The 15315-nt window shown below is 69.0% G+C and carries 18 protein-coding genes; 8 read left to right on the top strand and 10 right to left on the bottom strand.

Features of this window, described 5'->3' with window-relative positions; translation table 11 throughout:
* Nucleotides 1-17: 17 nt before the first annotated feature.
* The 6 genes from tsaD to V5740_RS00755 all read left to right on the top strand — a co-directional run bounded on the left by tsaD (nt 18) and on the right by V5740_RS00755 (nt 5590).
* Nucleotides 18-1052, top strand: coding sequence for a tRNA (adenosine(37)-N6)-threonylcarbamoyltransferase complex transferase subunit TsaD (gene tsaD / locus V5740_RS00780; protein WP_347303190.1), 1035 nt, complete (start codon nt 18-20; stop codon nt 1050-1052).
* Complete coding sequence (locus V5740_RS00775; RefSeq protein ID WP_347303189.1) at nt 1049-2068, top strand: NAD(P)H-dependent glycerol-3-phosphate dehydrogenase; 1020 nt, start codon at nt 1049-1051, stop codon at nt 2066-2068. The genes tsaD and V5740_RS00775 overlap by 4 nt, the downstream gene beginning before the upstream one ends.
* Complete coding sequence (locus V5740_RS00770) at nt 2065-3636, top strand: oligosaccharide flippase family protein (RefSeq protein WP_347303188.1); 1572 nt, start codon at nt 2065-2067, stop codon at nt 3634-3636. Before V5740_RS00775 ends, V5740_RS00770 begins: the two co-directional genes overlap by 4 nt.
* 39 nt (nt 3637-3675) lie before the next feature.
* Nucleotides 3676-4227, top strand: coding sequence for a hypothetical protein (locus V5740_RS00765; protein WP_347303187.1), 552 nt, complete (start codon nt 3676-3678; stop codon nt 4225-4227).
* A gap of 94 nt (nt 4228-4321) precedes the next feature.
* Nucleotides 4322-4705, top strand: coding sequence for a response regulator (locus V5740_RS00760; protein WP_347303186.1), 384 nt, complete (start codon nt 4322-4324; stop codon nt 4703-4705).
* Between the two features lie 60 nt (nt 4706-4765).
* The gene (locus tag V5740_RS00755) at nt 4766-5590 is read left to right on the top strand and encodes a hypothetical protein (protein ID WP_347303185.1); all 825 of its coding nucleotides are present in this window, start codon (nt 4766-4768) and stop codon (nt 5588-5590) included.
* 199 nt (nt 5591-5789) lie between these two features.
* Here the strand turns inward: V5740_RS00755 and V5740_RS00750 are convergent, their stop codons facing one another.
* Together V5740_RS00750 and V5740_RS00745 are read right to left on the bottom strand one after the other, a co-directional pair.
* Nucleotides 5790-6110, bottom strand: coding sequence for a Rossmann fold domain-containing protein (locus V5740_RS00750; RefSeq protein ID WP_347303184.1), 321 nt, complete (start codon nt 6108-6110; stop codon nt 5790-5792).
* Nucleotides 6110-6481, bottom strand: a complete 372-nt coding sequence (locus V5740_RS00745; RefSeq protein ID WP_347303183.1) for a dihydroneopterin aldolase — start codon at nt 6479-6481, stop codon at nt 6110-6112. Before V5740_RS00745 ends, V5740_RS00750 begins: the two co-directional genes overlap by 1 nt.
* Before the next feature lie 97 nt (nt 6482-6578).
* On the opposite strand from V5740_RS00745, the gene V5740_RS00740 reads away from it, so the two are divergent.
* On the top strand, nt 6579-7655 hold the full coding sequence (locus V5740_RS00740; protein WP_347303182.1) for an acyltransferase: 1077 nt from the start codon (nt 6579-6581) through the stop codon (nt 7653-7655).
* On the opposite strand, the gene V5740_RS00735 is transcribed toward V5740_RS00740, so the two are convergent.
* From V5740_RS00735 to V5740_RS00700, 8 genes are all read right to left on the bottom strand, one after another.
* A complete protein-coding gene (locus V5740_RS00735) occupies nt 7634-9049 on the bottom strand; it encodes a glycoside hydrolase family 28 protein (protein ID WP_347303181.1) in 1416 nt (471 codons plus the stop codon). The genes V5740_RS00740 and V5740_RS00735 overlap by 22 nt on opposite strands.
* An 81-nt stretch (nt 9050-9130) precedes the next feature.
* Complete coding sequence (locus V5740_RS00730) at nt 9131-10015, bottom strand: class I SAM-dependent methyltransferase (RefSeq protein WP_347303180.1); 885 nt, start codon at nt 10013-10015, stop codon at nt 9131-9133.
* A 12-nt stretch (nt 10016-10027) separates the two neighbouring features.
* Nucleotides 10028-11428: a threonine synthase gene (gene thrC, locus V5740_RS00725; protein WP_347303179.1), complete on the bottom strand. Its 1401-nt coding sequence runs from the start codon at nt 11426-11428 to the stop codon at nt 10028-10030.
* 13 nt (nt 11429-11441) lie between these two features.
* Nucleotides 11442-12050 carry an SURF1 family protein gene (locus V5740_RS00720; protein WP_347303178.1) on the bottom strand — a complete coding sequence of 203 codons (609 nt, stop codon included), beginning with the start codon at nt 12048-12050 and terminating at the stop codon, nt 11442-11444.
* Nucleotides 12050-12871, bottom strand: a complete 822-nt coding sequence (locus tag V5740_RS00715; RefSeq protein WP_347303177.1) for a cytochrome c oxidase subunit 3 — start codon at nt 12869-12871, stop codon at nt 12050-12052. The genes V5740_RS00720 and V5740_RS00715 overlap by 1 nt, the downstream gene beginning before the upstream one ends.
* 54 nt (nt 12872-12925) lie before the next feature.
* Nucleotides 12926-13489 (bottom strand): cytochrome c oxidase assembly protein, encoded by a 564-nt coding sequence (locus tag V5740_RS00710; protein ID WP_347303176.1) that lies wholly within the window; start codon nt 13487-13489, stop codon nt 12926-12928.
* Nucleotides 13489-13617: a hypothetical protein gene (locus tag V5740_RS00705; RefSeq protein ID WP_347303175.1), complete on the bottom strand. Its 129-nt coding sequence runs from the start codon at nt 13615-13617 to the stop codon at nt 13489-13491. Before V5740_RS00705 ends, V5740_RS00710 begins: the two co-directional genes overlap by 1 nt.
* Nucleotides 13614-14537: a heme o synthase gene (locus V5740_RS00700; protein WP_347303174.1), complete on the bottom strand. Its 924-nt coding sequence runs from the start codon at nt 14535-14537 to the stop codon at nt 13614-13616. The genes V5740_RS00705 and V5740_RS00700 overlap by 4 nt, the downstream gene beginning before the upstream one ends.
* Nucleotides 14538-14625: 88 nt before the next feature.
* Between V5740_RS00700 and V5740_RS00695 the strand changes: the two genes are divergently transcribed.
* Entirely contained in the window at nt 14626-15300 is a 675-nt protein-coding gene (locus tag V5740_RS00695; protein ID WP_347303173.1) for a DUF2490 domain-containing protein, read from the top strand.
* The last annotated feature ends 15 nt before the right edge of the window (nt 15301-15315 follow it).

Below are 15315 nucleotides of genomic sequence, written 5' to 3'. Positions count from 1 at the left end.
CCAAGGGGGGCGGCACCATGCTGGTCCTGGGTATCGAAAGCAGCTGCGACGAGACGGCGGCCGCGCTGGTCACCGCCGATCGCACGATCGTGGCCGAGGCGATCGCCAGCCAAGACGACGCGCATCGCCCGTTCGGCGGCGTGGTGCCGGAAATCGCCGCGCGCGCCCATGCGGAACGGCTGGCCCCGATGATCAGCCAAGTGCTGGCCGATGGCGGCGTGACGCTGGCCGATTGCGACGCGATCGCCGCCACGGCCGGGCCGGGGCTGATCGGCGGGGTGATGGTCGGCCTCGTCACCGCCAAGGCGCTGGCCATGGCGGGCGACAAGCCGCTGCTGGCGGTCAACCACCTGGAAGGCCACGCGCTGAGCCCGCGCCTCGCCGATCCGGCGCTGCAGTTCCCCTATGCCCTGCTGCTGGTGTCGGGTGGGCATTGCCAGTTGCTGCGGGTGGAGGGTGTCGGCCGTTACACCCGCATCGCCACCACCATCGACGACGCGCTGGGCGAGGCGTTCGACAAGACCGCCAAGATCCTTGGCCTTGGCTTTCCCGGCGGCCCGGCGGTGGAGCGGCATGCGGCCCACGGGAACTCCGCCGCCGTGCCCCTGCCCCGTCCGCTGCTGGGCAGTGCCGAGCCGCATTTCAGCTTTGCCGGCTTGAAGAGCGCGGTTCTGCGCGCCCATGACAGCGGCCAGCACGATAGCGCCGACATCGCCGCCAGCTTCCAGCGCGCGGCCATCGACTGCCTGCTCGACCGCACGCGGCGCGGGCTGGCCCGGATGGCCGATGTGACCGCGATGGTGGTGGCGGGCGGCGTCGCCCGTAACGCTGCCGTGCGCGAGGCGCTGGAGGCGCTGGCGGCTGCACACGCCTTGCCCTTCATCGCGCCGCCGCCGGCCTTGTGTACGGACAATGCGGCAATGATCGCCTGGGCGGGGATCGAGCGGTTGCAGGCGGGCTTCGCCGCCGATCCGCTGGACGTGGCCGCGCGCCCGCGCTGGCCGCTGGACCCGGCGGCGGAGGCCGTGCGCGGCGCGGGGTACAAGGCGTGAGCACCATTTCGGTCATCGGGGCGGGTGCGTGGGGCACCGCGCTGGCGCAGATGCTGTCGGCGGAAGGCACCCCCGTCACCCTGTGGGCGCGCGAGGCCGGCCTGGCCGAGGCGATCAACCGCGGCGCGGGCAACCAGCCCTATCTGCCCGGCGCGGCACTGGCGCCGACCATCCGGGCGACCAGCGATCTGGCTGAAGCCGGCACGGCCGACATCGCCCTGCTGGTGACGCCGGCGCAGCATCTGGGCACGGTGCTGGCCGCGATGCCGGCCGTGCCGCGCGATCTGGTGCTGTGCGCCAAGGGGATCGAGGCGGGATCGCTGAGGCTGCTGCATCAGGTCGCCCGCGCCCATGCGCCGGAGGCGGAGATCGCCGTCCTGTCCGGCCCGACCTTCGCGCACGAGGTCGCCGCCGGGCTGCCGACCGCCGTCACGCTGGCCTGCGGCGGTGGGCAGGCGCAATGGGACCGGCTGGCCCCGGCGATCGCCCGCCGCACCTTTCGCCCGTACTACACCGACGACGTGACCGGGGCCGAGGTGGGCGGCGCGGTCAAGAACGTGCTCGCCATCGCCTGCGGCGTGGTGGAGGGGCTGGGCCTCGGCCTCAATGCCCGCGCCGCGCTGATCAGCCGCGGCTATGCCGAATTGCTGCGCTTCGGCACGGCGCTGGGTGGCCGGGCGGAAACGCTGGCCGGCCTGTGCGGGTTGGGCGATCTGGTGCTGACCTGTTCGTCCACCAACAGCCGCAACTTCTCCCTCGGCAAGGCACTTGGCGAGGGGCAGGCGCCCGCCGCGCTGCTGACCGACCGGCGCACCGTGGCCGAAGGCGCGCATACCGCGCCGGTGCTGGCCGAACTGGCTGGGAAACGCGGCGTCGCCATGCCGATCTCAGATGCCGTCCACCGGCTGCTGCTGGGCGCCCCGGCGCGCGCCATCGCCGATGCGCTGCTCGCCCGCCCGCTCGTCGCCGAAGGGCCGAGGATCGAAGGGCCAAGGATCGAAGGGCGGGCCGGATGAGCACGCCGGAACCCGCCCGCTCCAGCAGCGGGGACATGGCGGCGCTGGCCAAGGGCGGGCGCACCAATCTGGTCGGCTTCATGCTGCGGCTGGCCGCGCGCCTGCCGTTCCTGTTCATCGGCGGGCGGCTGTACGGCGCGGCCGAACTGGGCCGCTTCGCCTCCGCCATCATCATCGTCGAACTGGCAGCCATGCTGTGCACCGTCGGCGAGAAGCGCGGACTGGCGCAGCGCCTGGCGGAAGAGCCCGCGCCGGAGGATGGCGGCCGCGCGCAGGAGGCGGTGATCGCCGACGGGCTGCTGCTGGCGACGATCGCCGGCGTGCTGGTCGCGCTCGCTTTGTGGCTGGTGCCCGCACCCATGTTCCCGAGTGGCGAATACACGCAATGGGACCGGCTGCTGGTGCTGGCCGTTCCGGCGCTCGCGCTGACGGAGATCGTGCTGGCGGCGCAGGCCTACCGCTTCGACATCGCGGCCACCGTACGCGCGCGCGCCATTGTGGAGCCGTGGACGATCTCCATCATGGCGGGCCTGTTCTGGCTGGTGACGCCCGACTCGGGCCTCGCGCTGGCCTATCTGGTCAGCATCTATGCCGCGCTGCTGACCGCTATGATCCCCTATGCGCGCACCTATGGCCGGGCGCATGGCTGGCGCCCGTCGCTGACGCGCAGCCGCCGATTGCTCGCGCGCGGCAGCCCGCTGGCGGCGGCGGACGCGATCGAATGGGGCACGCGGCGGCTCGACATCTTCGTCCTCGGCCTGTTCGCCGCCCCGTCCGCCGTGGGCGTGTATTACGTGGCGCAGCAGGTCGCCAGCCTGCCACAGAAGCTGAAGACCAGTTTCGAACCGATCCTGGGTCCTGTGCTGACCCGCAAGCTGGCGGAGCGGGACTATGCCGCGATCGCCCGGCAGGTCTGCCAGGTCGGGTTCTGGATCACCGCCGCGCAGGCCGGCGTGGCGCTCGCGCTGGGGATTCCGGGCGAAGCGATCATGGGCATCGTCGGCCCCGGCTTTGTCGGCGGCAACGGCGCGTTGGGTTTCCTGCTGCTGGCCGAGGTGGTCGCGGCGACGGCGGTGGTGGCGGAAAGCGCGCTCGTCTACGTGGCGCGGCTGCGCAATCTGTGGCTGTCGATCGCCACCATCGTGCTGCAGGGGGTGCTGACGGTCGGCGCCATGATCGTGGCGCAACGCTACAACCTGCCGCCCAGCTGGCAGGCGGCGTTGGCGGCGGCGTGCCTGATGGTGGCGCTGGGGGCGGCATCGCTGGCGAAGGCGGTGCTGCTCGGCCGCATCCTGGGGCACATGGTCAACAATTGGCGCTGGGCGCTGGTGTGGGCCGCGCTGGCGGCGGTGGCCGCCGGGCAGATCGCCATCCGTCTGCCCGAATGGGCGGAGTTGGTGTTCGGCATCCCCGCGATCCTGGGCGCCTACGGGTTGGTTATCTGGCGCTACGGCTTCGGACCGGAAGATCGGGTGCTGTTCACCCGCAAGCTGGCCAAGGAAGATGTGGGCGAGACAAGCGATGCCCCCGGCCCCCAACCCCTGCGCGGGCCGGCCGATCCGCTGTAGCTTGTCAGCTTGGCGGCGCCCGGCGTAGAGGATCATGCCATGACCCAATGGATCGAAGCCAATTGGCTGCTCGTCGTCATCGCACTGGTCGTGGCCGTGCTGGTGCTGCTGTGGATCCGTGCCGCCAACCGCCGCACGCGGGTGGACCTGGCGCGTGACCCGGCGGAGGCGGAGGCTCCCGCCCGCCGCAACCAGGCGCTGATCGATGCGCCCCCCGCCGCCGCCGCGATGAGCGAGCTGCCCCCCGCCGCGCCCGCTGGCATGGCCGGCGTCGGAGAGGCGGTGATCGCCGGCGCAGCCATCACCCCGCCGCCGCCCGACATGATCCCCACAGCCGTGGAGGCGCCTGCGACTGAAAGCGAGCTGCTGCGCATCAAGGGCCTCGGCCCCAAGCTGGTCGATCAGCTGCACGCGCTTGGCATCACCCGGCTGGACCAGATCGCCGCTTGGGACGATGCGGAGATCGACCGCGTGGATGCGCAGCTCGGCCGGTTTCAGGGTCGCATCCGGCGCGATGACTGGCCGGCGCAGGCGCGCCTGCTCGCCGCCGGGAATATCACCGGATACGAGGAACGGTTCGGCCGCGTGTGATTGCCTAGCGGGCTAACAATGGGGAACCATTGCCCCGCCCGCCCGGTTCGTTTCCCAAGTACAAGGGCCCATCACGGCTCTCAGGAGAACGAACATGGCGACGTTGCATGGCGATCGGCCCAAGGTTCTGGTGGTCGAAGACGAGTTCATTATCGCGCTGGACCTGTCGGAGACGGTCCGGGATCTCGGCTTCGAACTGGAAGGGCCGTTCGCTGACAAGGAGCACGCCTTCGTGGCGATCGATCAGGAACTGCCCGATGCGGCGATCCTCGACGTCTACACCGCCGATGGCGAAGTGTTTCCGCTCGCCGATGCGCTGACCAAGGCGGGCGTGCCGATCATCTTCCATTCCGGTCATGTCACACCGGGCGAGGTCCACCAGCGCTATCCGCGAGCGCTGGCCTGCACTAAGCCGTGCCCGCCCGATCACCTGATCGACCTTCTGCGGGAAGCGGTGGAGCAGCACGCCGCACATTGATTTGCATCCGGTGGCGGCGGCGATTGGTTTCATCGCCACCCGCCGCTAAGACCCGCGGCAATGGTCGCATCCCCCGACATCGCCCAACCCCGCAGCCGGCTTGCCGCGCTGCGCGCCCGGCTGGGCGATCGCGCGATCGGCATCGGCGTGGCGATGGGGATCGAGCTCCTGCTGTTGCTCGTCCTGCTGACGCTCGGCACCGGCATCACCCGCCCGGGCGATCCGGACGGACCGGCGATTACCTCCTTCGACGTGAGCCCGGAGCCAGCCGTTGACGAGCCTGAACAGGCGCCGGAGACCCAGCCCCAGCCCCAGCCAACGCAGCAGGCAGCGGCAACCCAGCCGCAGCCAACCCCACCGGACGTGCAGCCCCGGCCGGAGATCCTCGACAGCCCTGCCCCTACACCGCCGGCGCTGATCATCCCGCGTTCGGACACGTTCCGCCTGCCCTCGCCGCAGCCGCCGGCGCCGCCGCGCCCTCGGGCACCCGCCGCACCCGCCGGCCCCGTCTATGGTCCGCCGGCGCCACCCCCCGGCAACGGCATGCCGGGCGACAGCGAACGGGTCGGCAGCACACCAAACGGCGAACCGATGTACGCCGCGCGCTGGTATCGGGAGCCGACGGATAGTGAGTTGGCGGGATATCTCTCCACTGCGAGCGGTCCGGGCTACGGCCTCATCACCTGCCGCACCGTGGCGGGGTATCGGGTCGAGGATTGCGTCGGCCTGTCCGAACAGCCACCGGGATCGAACCTGTTGCGCGCGGTGCTCGCCGCCGCCTGGCAGTTCCGCGTCCGCCCGCCACGCATCGGTGGCAAGGAACAGGTCGGCGAATGGGTACGGATCCGGATCCAGTATTCGACCGGGGCACGGCCGCCACGGTAATCCTTAACCTGGGCGTTTTCTAAGGTGGCGCTGTCCTACACCGGACGTATTTGCCATCGCACGCCCATGCCTCGCCAGCCCCTCCCGCTGCCCCGTTCCGTCCGACCGTTCAGCGTGTCGCCGACCCGCTGTGTTGGACCAAGGGAGGTGTCAACTTAGTGTCAACTTCCAGCGCAAACCCCGCCCGCTCAGGCACTCGCTAAGACGGGATCTCCACTGCCAGGATCTGCCCGGTGATCGCCGTCGCGTCGGCGAACCAGGCCAGGACCTGCTCCGTCCCGGCGCCACCATCGCCCACAACGCCGTTGACCCGCAGCGGCGCGGCCTCCCGCGCCAGTTCCTGCACTGCGGCGAGGCGCCAGGCACCATGGGGGTGGTCGGCTGGATCGAACCGGATGGCGATGTCCGCGCCGCTCGCCAGCAGTGCGCGGGCCTGCGGTAGGTATTCGGCATGGAAGGCGGCCGCGGCATCGAGCGCCGACGACGGCAGGCCGGTCGCCACCAGCACGACCTGCCCCATCAGCGCCGTTCCCGGTGCAGCGTGATGCCGATCTGCTCGCCCGCCTCGCTCAGCGCCAGCTTGACGATCTTGACCGTCACCGCCGCCACCCGCTCATCGGCGACGAACAGTGTTTCCGCCACATGATCGGCGACTGATTCGATCAGCGTGAAGTGCACGCCCGCCGGCAATGCGGCGGAGGCGGCGAATTTCAGGTCCATGTAGTTCTTGCTGGCCGACAGCGGGGTATCCGGCTCGTACCGGGGTGCGGGCACCATCTCCACGCTGACGGTGAAGCGCAGCGGTTGCGGCTTGCCCGTCTCTTCCGAATAGATGCCGGTGTGCACGTCGTGCACGAAGTCCGCGATCTCCAGCGTCAGTCGGTCGGCCATGGTGCGCGCGATGGCGCAGCGCGCGGCCCCTGTCCACCCGCATGGTTGCACCGGACAGCCGCTTGCCCGACAAGCTGACACCAGGATGCAGGGGCCCATGCGAACAATGACAGCAGACCAGGATGCGCGGGCCCATTATCCGCAGCTGGACGGGCTGCGCTGCTTCGCGGTGCTGGGTGTCCTCATCACGCATTACTGGCTGCAATCGTCATGGTTCGGGCACCTGGGCGTCCGCCTGTTCTTCGTGCTGAGCGGCTTCCTGATCACCGGCATCCTGCTGGACGAGCATGCGGAGGGCCGCCCGGCCCGGATCGGCGCATCACTGGCGGCGTTCTATGCCCGACGCGTGCTGCGGCTGTTCCCGACCTATTACCTGATGCTGGCCGTGGGGCTGGCGTTCAGGGTGGAAGGGGTGCGCGAAACCATCTGGTATCACGCCACCTTCCTGTCCAACCTGTGGTACGCGCGCCAACCCGATTGGGAGCCGTGGGCCACCGTGCATCTCTGGACGCTGGCGGTGGAGGAGCAGTTCTATCTAGGTTGGCCGCTGCTGATCCTGCTGCTGCCGCGCCGCTGGCTGCGCGCGGCAATGCTGGCGACGATCGTGGCCGCCCTGCTGTTCCGCCACCTCATGGAGCTGATCTGGCCCGACATGCCGCCGCAGGACGTGCTGACGCCGGCCATGATGGACGCGCTGGCGCTGGGCGGCCTGGTGGCGCTGGCAGTCCGCGACCGACCGGGCGATGGGGGGCGGCAGCATCTGCTGCAATGGCTTGGCGGTGCCAGCCTGATCGCGCTTGCGGTGCTTAGCGCCCAATACGTGTTCCATCCGCTGCCCTATGCGGTGAACGACTTTCTGCGCGTGATCCCCATGGCCTTCCTGGTGCTGGCGGCGCGGCATGGCCTGCCCGGACCGGCAGGCGCGGTGCTCGGCAGCGGGCCGGTGCGATATGTCGGGCGGGTCAGTTACGGCCTGTATATCTGGCACCTGTTCGCTTGGGTGCTGGTCAGCCATATCGATCCGACCCTGCTCGATCCCGGCTTCCGCGTGTTCCTGATCACCACGCCGGTGGCGATCGCGTTTGGCGCCGCATCGTGGCATCTGGTGGAACGGCCATGCAACCGGCTGAAGCGCCTGTTCCCATATCGCCTTCAGGCAGCGGCGGCGGCGTAGCCGTTCACGTTTTGCAGGATCGCCGGTTCGCCGGCCACCTGCGCGACCTCTACCCGGGTCAGCCGCACATCCCGGACGGGCTGCTCCGCCTTCGCCAGGATACGGACAACGTGGCCGGCCTGCTGCACGGTGACGTCGCTGACATGCAGCTCTTCGATGGGCGTCAGCCGCCGCTCATATGTCGGCAGCAGCGTGCGCCACTGGTACAGCACGTCGGTTTCGACACCCAGCACCGATCCCTGGATGGTGGTCGCGCTGACCCGGCGCATGTGGATGTTGCGGACAAAGCCGCCGCGCCGTTCGTTGGTCTTCACGTAAAGCAGGTTGTTGATCGGCACCGCCCAGCCATCCGCGCCCTTTCCGTCGCCGGTGAAATGGCAATTGTCGACCAGCACGTTCTCGATCCCGGCGGACAGCTCGCTGCCGATCGCCATCAGCTGGTGGCCGTTACGGATCGTGCAATTGCGCACCACCACGTTGCGGCACGGCGCGGCCAGCCGCCAAGCATCCATGTCGCGGCCCGACTTGACCGAGATGGCATCGTCGCCCTGATCGAAGATGCAATCCTCGATCAGGACGTTCTCGCTCATTTCAGGATCGACACCATCATTGTTGTGGCCATGTGCGCGTATGCTGATCCCCCGGATCGTGACGTCGCGGCATAACAGCGGGTGGACCGTCCAGAACGGGCTGCCTTCGATCCTGATGCCTTCCAGCAGCACGTTGCGGCAGCGATTGAACTGGATGAAATGGGGACGCAGATGGTTCTGCCCGACCGCCATTTGCCGCTGATCCACCGGCACGCCGGTACGCGCCATGGTGTAGAGCTCGACCAGCGCCTGCATGTGCGCGGGTGGGCGATCGTACCATTCGCTCCACCGATCGAGCCGCGCCTGCAGCGTGCCCGTGCCGGTGACGCCCACGTTCTCGGCTTCGAAGGCATAGACCAGCGGCGAGTAGTTGAAGCATTCGATCCCCTCCCATGAGGTCTGCACCGCCGGCAGGTAATCGGCGGGATCGTCCGAGAACAGCAGCACCGCGCCATCCGCCAGATGCAGGTTCACGTTGCTTAGCAGATGGACCGGTCCGGTCGGCCAGGTGCCCGGCGGCACGATCACGGTGCCGCCGCCGGCCCGGCTGGCTGCGGCGATGGCCGCGGCGAGCGCAGCCTGCGTACGGCGCTGGTCCTGCTGACTGGCGCCGTGATCGGTGATGGAGAATAGGGGGCAGGCGCCAAAATCCGGCGCGGTGACAGGCGGCATGGCGAAGGGCGCCTCCACCGCTATCCGGCGCAACTGCACGGTGCCGCCACTCGGCCGCGCCAACGTGGCACATCCGCCCAGCGGCAGCAGGCAAGACAGACTGACCATCGTGCGCCGGTCGAACGTGAGCATCCCGTGCTCTCCCATGTTCTGAATTATCAGACCACATAATGAGAGTATTTGCCGCACCAGGCAAGACGAACCTGGCGTGCCCTAGCGCGACCACCTCGCAAAGATGGCAGTCGGCAGCAGACGGCCGCCCTCCCCCGCCTCCCGCATGGCGAGGTCGCCATGTTCCACCATACCGGGCAGGTCGGCGAACAGGCCGTGCAGCAGGCCGCCTAACGCCAGGCTGGACATGCGCACGGCGTAGACGGTCAGGAACAGGAAGCGGCTATCGGCATCCAGCAGCCGGCGGCAATCGGCCAGCAATGGCGGCAGATGCTCCTCCAGCCGCCAGACCTCCCCACCCGGGCCGCGCCCGAATTTGGGGGGATCGAGGATGATGCCGTCATAGCGCCGCCCACGGCGCACTTCCCGCGCGGCAAATTTGGCGGCATCGTCCACCAGCCAGCGGATGGGCCTGTCCTCCATGCCGGACAGCGCCGCATTGGCGCGCGCCTGCGCGACCGATTTCTTGCTGGCATCGACATGCGTCACCGGTCCACGAGCGGACAGCGACAGGGTGCCGACACCGGTATAGCCGAACAGGTTAAGCGTCTCCGCCGCGTCAAGCCCGGCAAGCTGGCCATCCATCCAGTCCCATACCGGGGCCATGTCGGGGAAGAAGGCGAGGTGGCGGAATGGGGTGCATTGCGCGGTGAAGCGCACGTCACCGCGCGACAGCGGCCAGCCATTGGCCGGCACGGCCCGTGCGAACTGCCAGCGCCCGCCGCCGTCCTCATCCGATCCGGGGATGAACTCCCCATCGGCCTGCCAGTCCGTGTGTCGGGGTGGCCACAGGGCCTGTCCTTCGGGACGGACGAAGCGATGCGGGCCGTAGCGTTCCAGCTTGCGCCCGCCGCCGCTGTCGATCAGCGCGTAATCGTCCCAGCCGGCGCCGGCCAGCAACAGCGGCTGTTCACGAAGATCCTCCATCAGCCCACGACCTCAGCCGTGCGGATGCGCGTGCTGCAGGATGTAGGCGCTGACCGCCTCGTAAGTGCCGGGCAGCTCGGTATAGCGCTCTTCCCGCTGGAACAGGTCACCCAGGCGATTGGGCAGGCTGGGCCGCTGGCCGGTCGCCCGCTCCACCGCATCGCGGAACTTGGCGGGGTGCGCGGTCGCCAGCGTCACCACCGGCACTTGTGCCGGCAGGTCGGCAGCGAGCGCCGCATGGAGGCCGATCGCGGTGTGCGGGTCGATCAGTTCCCCGCATTGGTCCTTGGCCCAGGCCATCGCCTGCGCCATCTCGATCTCGTCCGCACGGCAGCTCGCGAAGCCTTTCGCGGCGCCTTCGATCTGTGCATTGGTGAGGCGCATGGCGCGGCTACTTTCAAAACTACGCATCTGTTCCGCCAGCAGCGCGCCGTCGCGCCCGCCGCAATCGAACAGCAGGCGTTCGAAATTGCTCGACACCTGGATATCCATGCTGGGGGCGGCAGTGGCGGTGACGAGGCCCGCCGAGTAATCGCCGGCGCTGAGCGCGCGGTGCAGGATGTCATTGACGTTGGTGGCGACGATCAGCCGGGCGACCGGCAGGCCCATACGCTCCGCCACGTGGCCGGCGAACACGTCGCCGAAATTGCCGGTCGGCACGCTGAAGGCGACGGCGCGGTCCGGCGCGCCAAGCTGCAGCGCGGCGTAGAAGTAGTACACCACCTGCGCCATCAGCCGGGCCCAGTTGATGGAGTTCACCGCGCCCAGCCGCAGCGGGCCGTTGACCGCCGCATCGCCGAACATCCGCTTCACCATCGCCTGCGCATCGTCGAAGCTGCCGTCGATGGCGATGTTGTGGACGTTGGGCGCCAGCACCGTGGTCATCTGTCGCCGCTGCACGTCGCTGACGCGGCCCTGCGGGTGGAGCATGAAGATCTCGACATTGTCGCGGCCCGCCACCGCGTCGATCGCGGCGCTGCCGGTATCGCCGCTGGTCGCGCCGACGATGGTCAGGCGACCTTCGTGGCGGCTCAGGAACTCCTCGAACAGGCGGCCCAGCAATTGCAGCGCCACGTCCTTGAACGCCAGTGTGGGGCCGTGGAACAGTTCCAGCAGCCAATGCTGCTCGTCCAGCTGGCGCAGCGGGGTGACGGCCTTGTGGTCAAACCGGCCATAAGCGCGGGTGCACAGGTCGCGCAGCTTGTCTTCGGTGAGGCTATTGCCGACGAAGGGCTGCATGACCCTGACCGCCAGCTCCGCATAGGGCAGCCCCCGCATCGCGGCGATCTGCGCCGCGGTGAAGCGTGGCCATTCCCGCGGCAGGTACAGCCCGCCGTCAGCGGCAAGGCCGGTCAGCGTGACCTGTTCGAAGTCGAGCGCGGGCGCGGCGCCGCGGGTGGAGATGTAGTCCATCGTGCCCGCGCGCCTAGCCGCGAGGGGCAAGGGTGGCAAGCGCCGCCGGCGCGCGTCGGCGGCGCAGCGCCAGCGCATAGATGACCAACGCCGTGGCGGCGAAGAAGAACCATTGCCCGGCATAGGCCAGGTGGTTGTTCGGCAGCGCGCGCGGGTCCGGCCGGGCGAGGGGTTGCAACCCGGCCTCAGCCGGATCGGCCACCAGTCGGGCGCCATTCCCTGCCGGAGCGATCGTGCCGCTGACGGTGCCCCCGGTCCATACGGGCGGCGTGGGTTCCGCCGACCAGCCCAACGCAACCTCCGCCTCTCCGCCCTCGTCCAGACGGCAGCGGGCGACATGCGCCCAGCCGGACTGCCCCTTGGCGGAGCGGCCGGCGGTTTCGCGAATGGCGAGCACTTGCGCGCAGGTGAAGCCGCCGGGCCGGTACAGCGCCGCCTCGGCCGCCGCCGCATCGCGCGGCCAGGCCACTGGCGGCAGGCGTTCCGCACCGGCGTAGCGGGCGATCAGTGCCTCCTTCCACTCCGCACGGCGCAATTGCCACACGCCCAGCGCCAGCATGGCGGCGACCGCCGCCAGCACCAGCACCGTCGGCAGCAGCGGCAGGTGCCGCCCGGCCGGCATCAATGGTATTCGGCGCCCCAGCCGCCCCAGACATAGACGGTGATAAACAGGAACAGCCATACCACGTCCACGAAGTGCCAGTACCAGGCCGCCGCCTCGAACCCGAAATGCTGGCGCGGGGTGAAGTGGCCGAGATAGGTCCGGCGCAGGCACACGGCGAGGAAGATGGTGCCGACCAGCACGTGGAAGCCGTGGAACCCAGTCGCCATGAAGAAGGCGCTGGAATAGGTGTTGCCGCCGAATTCGAACGGCGCATGGGCGTATTCGTAGAACTGCACGAAGGAAAACAGCACGCCCAGGATGATCGTCAGCCATAGGCCGGTCTTCAGCCCTTCGCGATCACCATGGATCAGCGAATGGTGCGCCCAGGTGACCGTAGTGCCCGAACACAGCAGGATCAGCGTGTTGAGCAGCGGCAGGGCGAACGGGTCCATCACCGCATGGATGCCGGCGGGCGGCCATACGCCGCCGACAACTTCCGTCAGCTCGGACGGGAACAGCGAGAAGTCGAACCACGCCCAGAACCAGCCGACGAAGAACATCACCTCCGACGCGATGAAGGTGATCATGCCGTACCGCAGGTGCAGCTGCACAACCGGCGTGTGATCGCCCGCCTGCGCCTCGCGCACGATGGATCCCAGCCAAAAGTAGAAGGTCGCGATCAGGCCCGCGATGCCGAGGCCCAACACCACGCCTGCCGCCGGCAGCTCGTGCATGTAGAGCACCATGCCGCTGGTGAAGGTGAGCGCGCTGGCCGAGCCCATGAAGGGCCAGATTGATGGTGGCAGGATATGATATTCGTGGTTCTTCGCGCCGGCCATGCCTTCATCCCTGTCTGTTCTTGCCGCCAGTCTAATGCCCTGTTTCCACCGGGTCTACTGATCCTTGCGGTGGAAGGTGTAGGACAGCGTGATCTGTTCGACGCCCTGCATCGCCGGATCGTCCGCCGCCTTGGGGTCGACGAAGAACAGCACCGGCATGGTGACGCTCTGCCCCGGCTGCAGGACCTGTTCCGTGAAGCAGAAGCACTGGATCTTGTTGAAGTGGATGCCCGCTTGCTCCGGCTCCACGTTGAAGGTGGCGGTTCCGGTGATCGGCTGGTCGCTGTCGTTGCGCGCCTCGAAGATGGCCATGTCGCGCTCGCCCACCGCCACCTGATCGGTCACCTGGCGGGGGCGGAACTGCCACGGCAGGTCGCGCGCGGTGTTGGCATCGAAGCGGATGGAGAACGAGCGCGCGCCGCCGCTGGCGGCGAACTGCGCGGCAAGGTCGGCATCCGCCAGGCTGGCGCGCTGCGTGGTACCGCCAAAGCCGGTCACCTGACAGAACAGCCGGTATAGCGGCACGGAGGCGAAACCGAGGCCCAGCATGGCGCAGGCCGCGAGCAGCGCCAGTAGCCCGACGCGGCGGTTGCGATGGTGGAGCGGCACACTCGCCATCAGTCCGCGCCGAACTTTACGAAGGTGATGGCGTAGAACAGCACCACCATGGCCAGCAGCGCCAGCCCCAACGCGCGGTTGCGGTTGCGGCGGGTCCGCTCGATCGCCTGCTGCTCCTCCGGCGTCATGCCAGCAGCATCCGGTCCGCGACCAGCGCGCCGAACAACGCGAACAAGTAGATGATCGAGAAGCCGAACAACCGCTTTTCCGGCCGCATCGGATCGTCCGCGCCGCTGCGGCGGAAGGCGACCGGCAGCGCCAGCACGGTGAATGCCGCCGACAGTGCCAGCGCCGCGATACCGTAGATCGCCCCCGTGCCGCCGATCGCCCACGGCGCCAGCGTCACCGGCAGCAGCACCAGTGTGTAGATCAGGATCTGCCGCCGTGTAGCGGCTTGCCCCGCGACAACGGGCAGCATCGGAATGCCGGCATTGGCGTAATCGCTGCGCACGAACAGCGCCAGTGCCCAGAAGTGCGGCGGTGTCCACAGGAAGATGATTGCGAACAGGAGTACCGGCATGGCGGTGATCTCGCCCGTCACCGCGATCCAGCCGATCAGCGGCGGGAAGGCGCCGGCGCCGCCGCCGATGACGATGTTCTGGGGCGTGCGCGGCTTCAGCCAGATCGTATAGACCACCGCATAATACACGATCGAGACGGCCAACACTGCCGCGGCCAACCAATGGATGGCAAGGCCCATGATGCCGACGGAGATGCACGACAGCGCCACGCCAAAATCGCGCGCATCGGTCCGGGCCATGCGGCCGGTCGGCAGCGGGCGCCGGGACGTGCGCTTCATCAACGCGTCAATATCCGCTTCCCACCACTGGTTCAGCGCCGCGGCACCGCCGGCGCCCAGCGCGATGCACAGGATGGCGGCGAAGCCCAGCACGGGGTTGATGCTGCCGGGCGCGGCCAGCAGGCCGCACAGGCCGGTGAACACCACCAGGCTCATCACGCGCGGCTTGGTCAGGGCAACGAAGTCGCGCCAGTCGGCAGGTAGTTGCACGGCCGATGCGGACACCGGAGGGTTGGAGACCGTGGACATGGCCGGGCCTATAGCGCCGAGCGGCGCCGGGGCCAACCGCCCGCCGCCCGCGTTGCGCGGGCCTGCCGATACTGCTCTACCGGCGGCCATGCGTATCCATGCCATTCTGCTCGCCGCCGCCGCCGGCTGTGCCGCCCTGCCCGCCCATGCGCAAACCAGCCACGACCTGCAGGCCTGGGGCAACCTGACGGTGCTCGGCAGGGTCACCGGCGACCTCGTCTATTTCGCGGAGGTGCAACCGCGCGTCACGGACGACCTGTCGCGCGTATCGCAGATATTGCTGCGGCCGGCGATCGGCGTGGCGGTGTCGCAGGACGTCACGGTGTACCAAGGCTATGCCCGCGTGCTGCAGCCGGTGGCGGGCGGCGGTTCTCGGGACGAGGACCGATCGTTCCAGCAGGTGAGCTGGACCATCCAGCGGGGCGCGCGGGAATGGCAATCCCGCACCCGATTCGAACAGCGCTGGAACGAGGTGGGCGACGATACGGGTTTCCGGCTGCGACAGATGATCCGTTACGAACATGCGCTGGACGAGGCGGGCGGGCCGGCGCTGCTCGGCTCCATCGAGGGGTTCGTGGCGCTGAACGATACCGATTGGGGCGCGCGTGGCGGGTTTGACCAGTTGCGCACCTTCGTGGGCGCCGAACTGCCGCTGCCCGGCGCGTCCACCGTTGAGGCGGGCTACCTCAACCAACTGGTGGACGGCGCGGGCACGACGCGGATCGGCCATACCGTCTCCGTGGCGTTGTTCATCCGCCACTAGGCACCGGCCCCCGCC

The sequence above is a fragment of the Croceibacterium sp. TMG7-5b_MA50 genome (assembly GCF_039830145.1).
In the GTDB taxonomy this organism is placed as follows: Bacteria; Pseudomonadota; Alphaproteobacteria; order Sphingomonadales; family Sphingomonadaceae; genus Croceibacterium.
The sequence above is the reverse complement of the archived record's forward strand: the minus strand, read 5'-3'. Positions and strand labels throughout refer to the sequence as shown.

Bases quoted from the DNA above. Each gene is read 5' to 3' on its own strand.
- tsaD (WP_347303190.1), top strand. From the start codon at position 18: ATGCTGGTCCTGGGTATCGAAAGCAGCTGCGACGAGACGGCGGCCGCG.
- V5740_RS00770 (WP_347303188.1), top strand. From the start codon at position 2,065: ATGAGCACGCCGGAACCCGCCCGCTCCAGCAGCGGGGACATGGCGGCG.
- V5740_RS00765 (WP_347303187.1), top strand. From the start codon at position 3,676: ATGACCCAATGGATCGAAGCCAATTGGCTGCTCGTCGTCATCGCACTG.
- V5740_RS00760 (WP_347303186.1), top strand. From the start codon at position 4,322: ATGGCGACGTTGCATGGCGATCGGCCCAAGGTTCTGGTGGTCGAAGAC.
- V5740_RS00755 (WP_347303185.1), top strand. From the start codon at position 4,766: ATGGTCGCATCCCCCGACATCGCCCAACCCCGCAGCCGGCTTGCCGCG.
- V5740_RS00750 (WP_347303184.1), bottom strand. From the start codon at position 6,110: ATGGGGCAGGTCGTGCTGGTGGCGACCGGCCTGCCGTCGTCGGCGCTC.
- V5740_RS00745 (WP_347303183.1), bottom strand. From the start codon at position 6,481: ATGGCCGACCGACTGACGCTGGAGATCGCGGACTTCGTGCACGACGTG.
- V5740_RS00740 (WP_347303182.1), top strand. From the start codon at position 6,579: ATGCGAACAATGACAGCAGACCAGGATGCGCGGGCCCATTATCCGCAG.
- V5740_RS00735 (WP_347303181.1), bottom strand. From the start codon at position 9,049: ATGCTCACGTTCGACCGGCGCACGATGGTCAGTCTGTCTTGCCTGCTG.
- V5740_RS00730 (WP_347303180.1), bottom strand. From the start codon at position 10,015: ATGGAGGATCTTCGTGAACAGCCGCTGTTGCTGGCCGGCGCCGGCTGG.
- thrC (WP_347303179.1), bottom strand. From the start codon at position 11,428: ATGGACTACATCTCCACCCGCGGCGCCGCGCCCGCGCTCGACTTCGAA.
- V5740_RS00720 (WP_347303178.1), bottom strand. From the start codon at position 12,050: ATGCCGGCCGGGCGGCACCTGCCGCTGCTGCCGACGGTGCTGGTGCTG.
- V5740_RS00715 (WP_347303177.1), bottom strand. From the start codon at position 12,871: ATGGCCGGCGCGAAGAACCACGAATATCATATCCTGCCACCATCAATC.
- V5740_RS00710 (WP_347303176.1), bottom strand. From the start codon at position 13,489: ATGGCGAGTGTGCCGCTCCACCATCGCAACCGCCGCGTCGGGCTACTG.
- V5740_RS00705 (WP_347303175.1), bottom strand. From the start codon at position 13,617: ATGACGCCGGAGGAGCAGCAGGCGATCGAGCGGACCCGCCGCAACCGC.
- V5740_RS00700 (WP_347303174.1), bottom strand. From the start codon at position 14,537: ATGTCCACGGTCTCCAACCCTCCGGTGTCCGCATCGGCCGTGCAACTA.
- V5740_RS00695 (WP_347303173.1), top strand. From the start codon at position 14,626: ATGCGTATCCATGCCATTCTGCTCGCCGCCGCCGCCGGCTGTGCCGCC.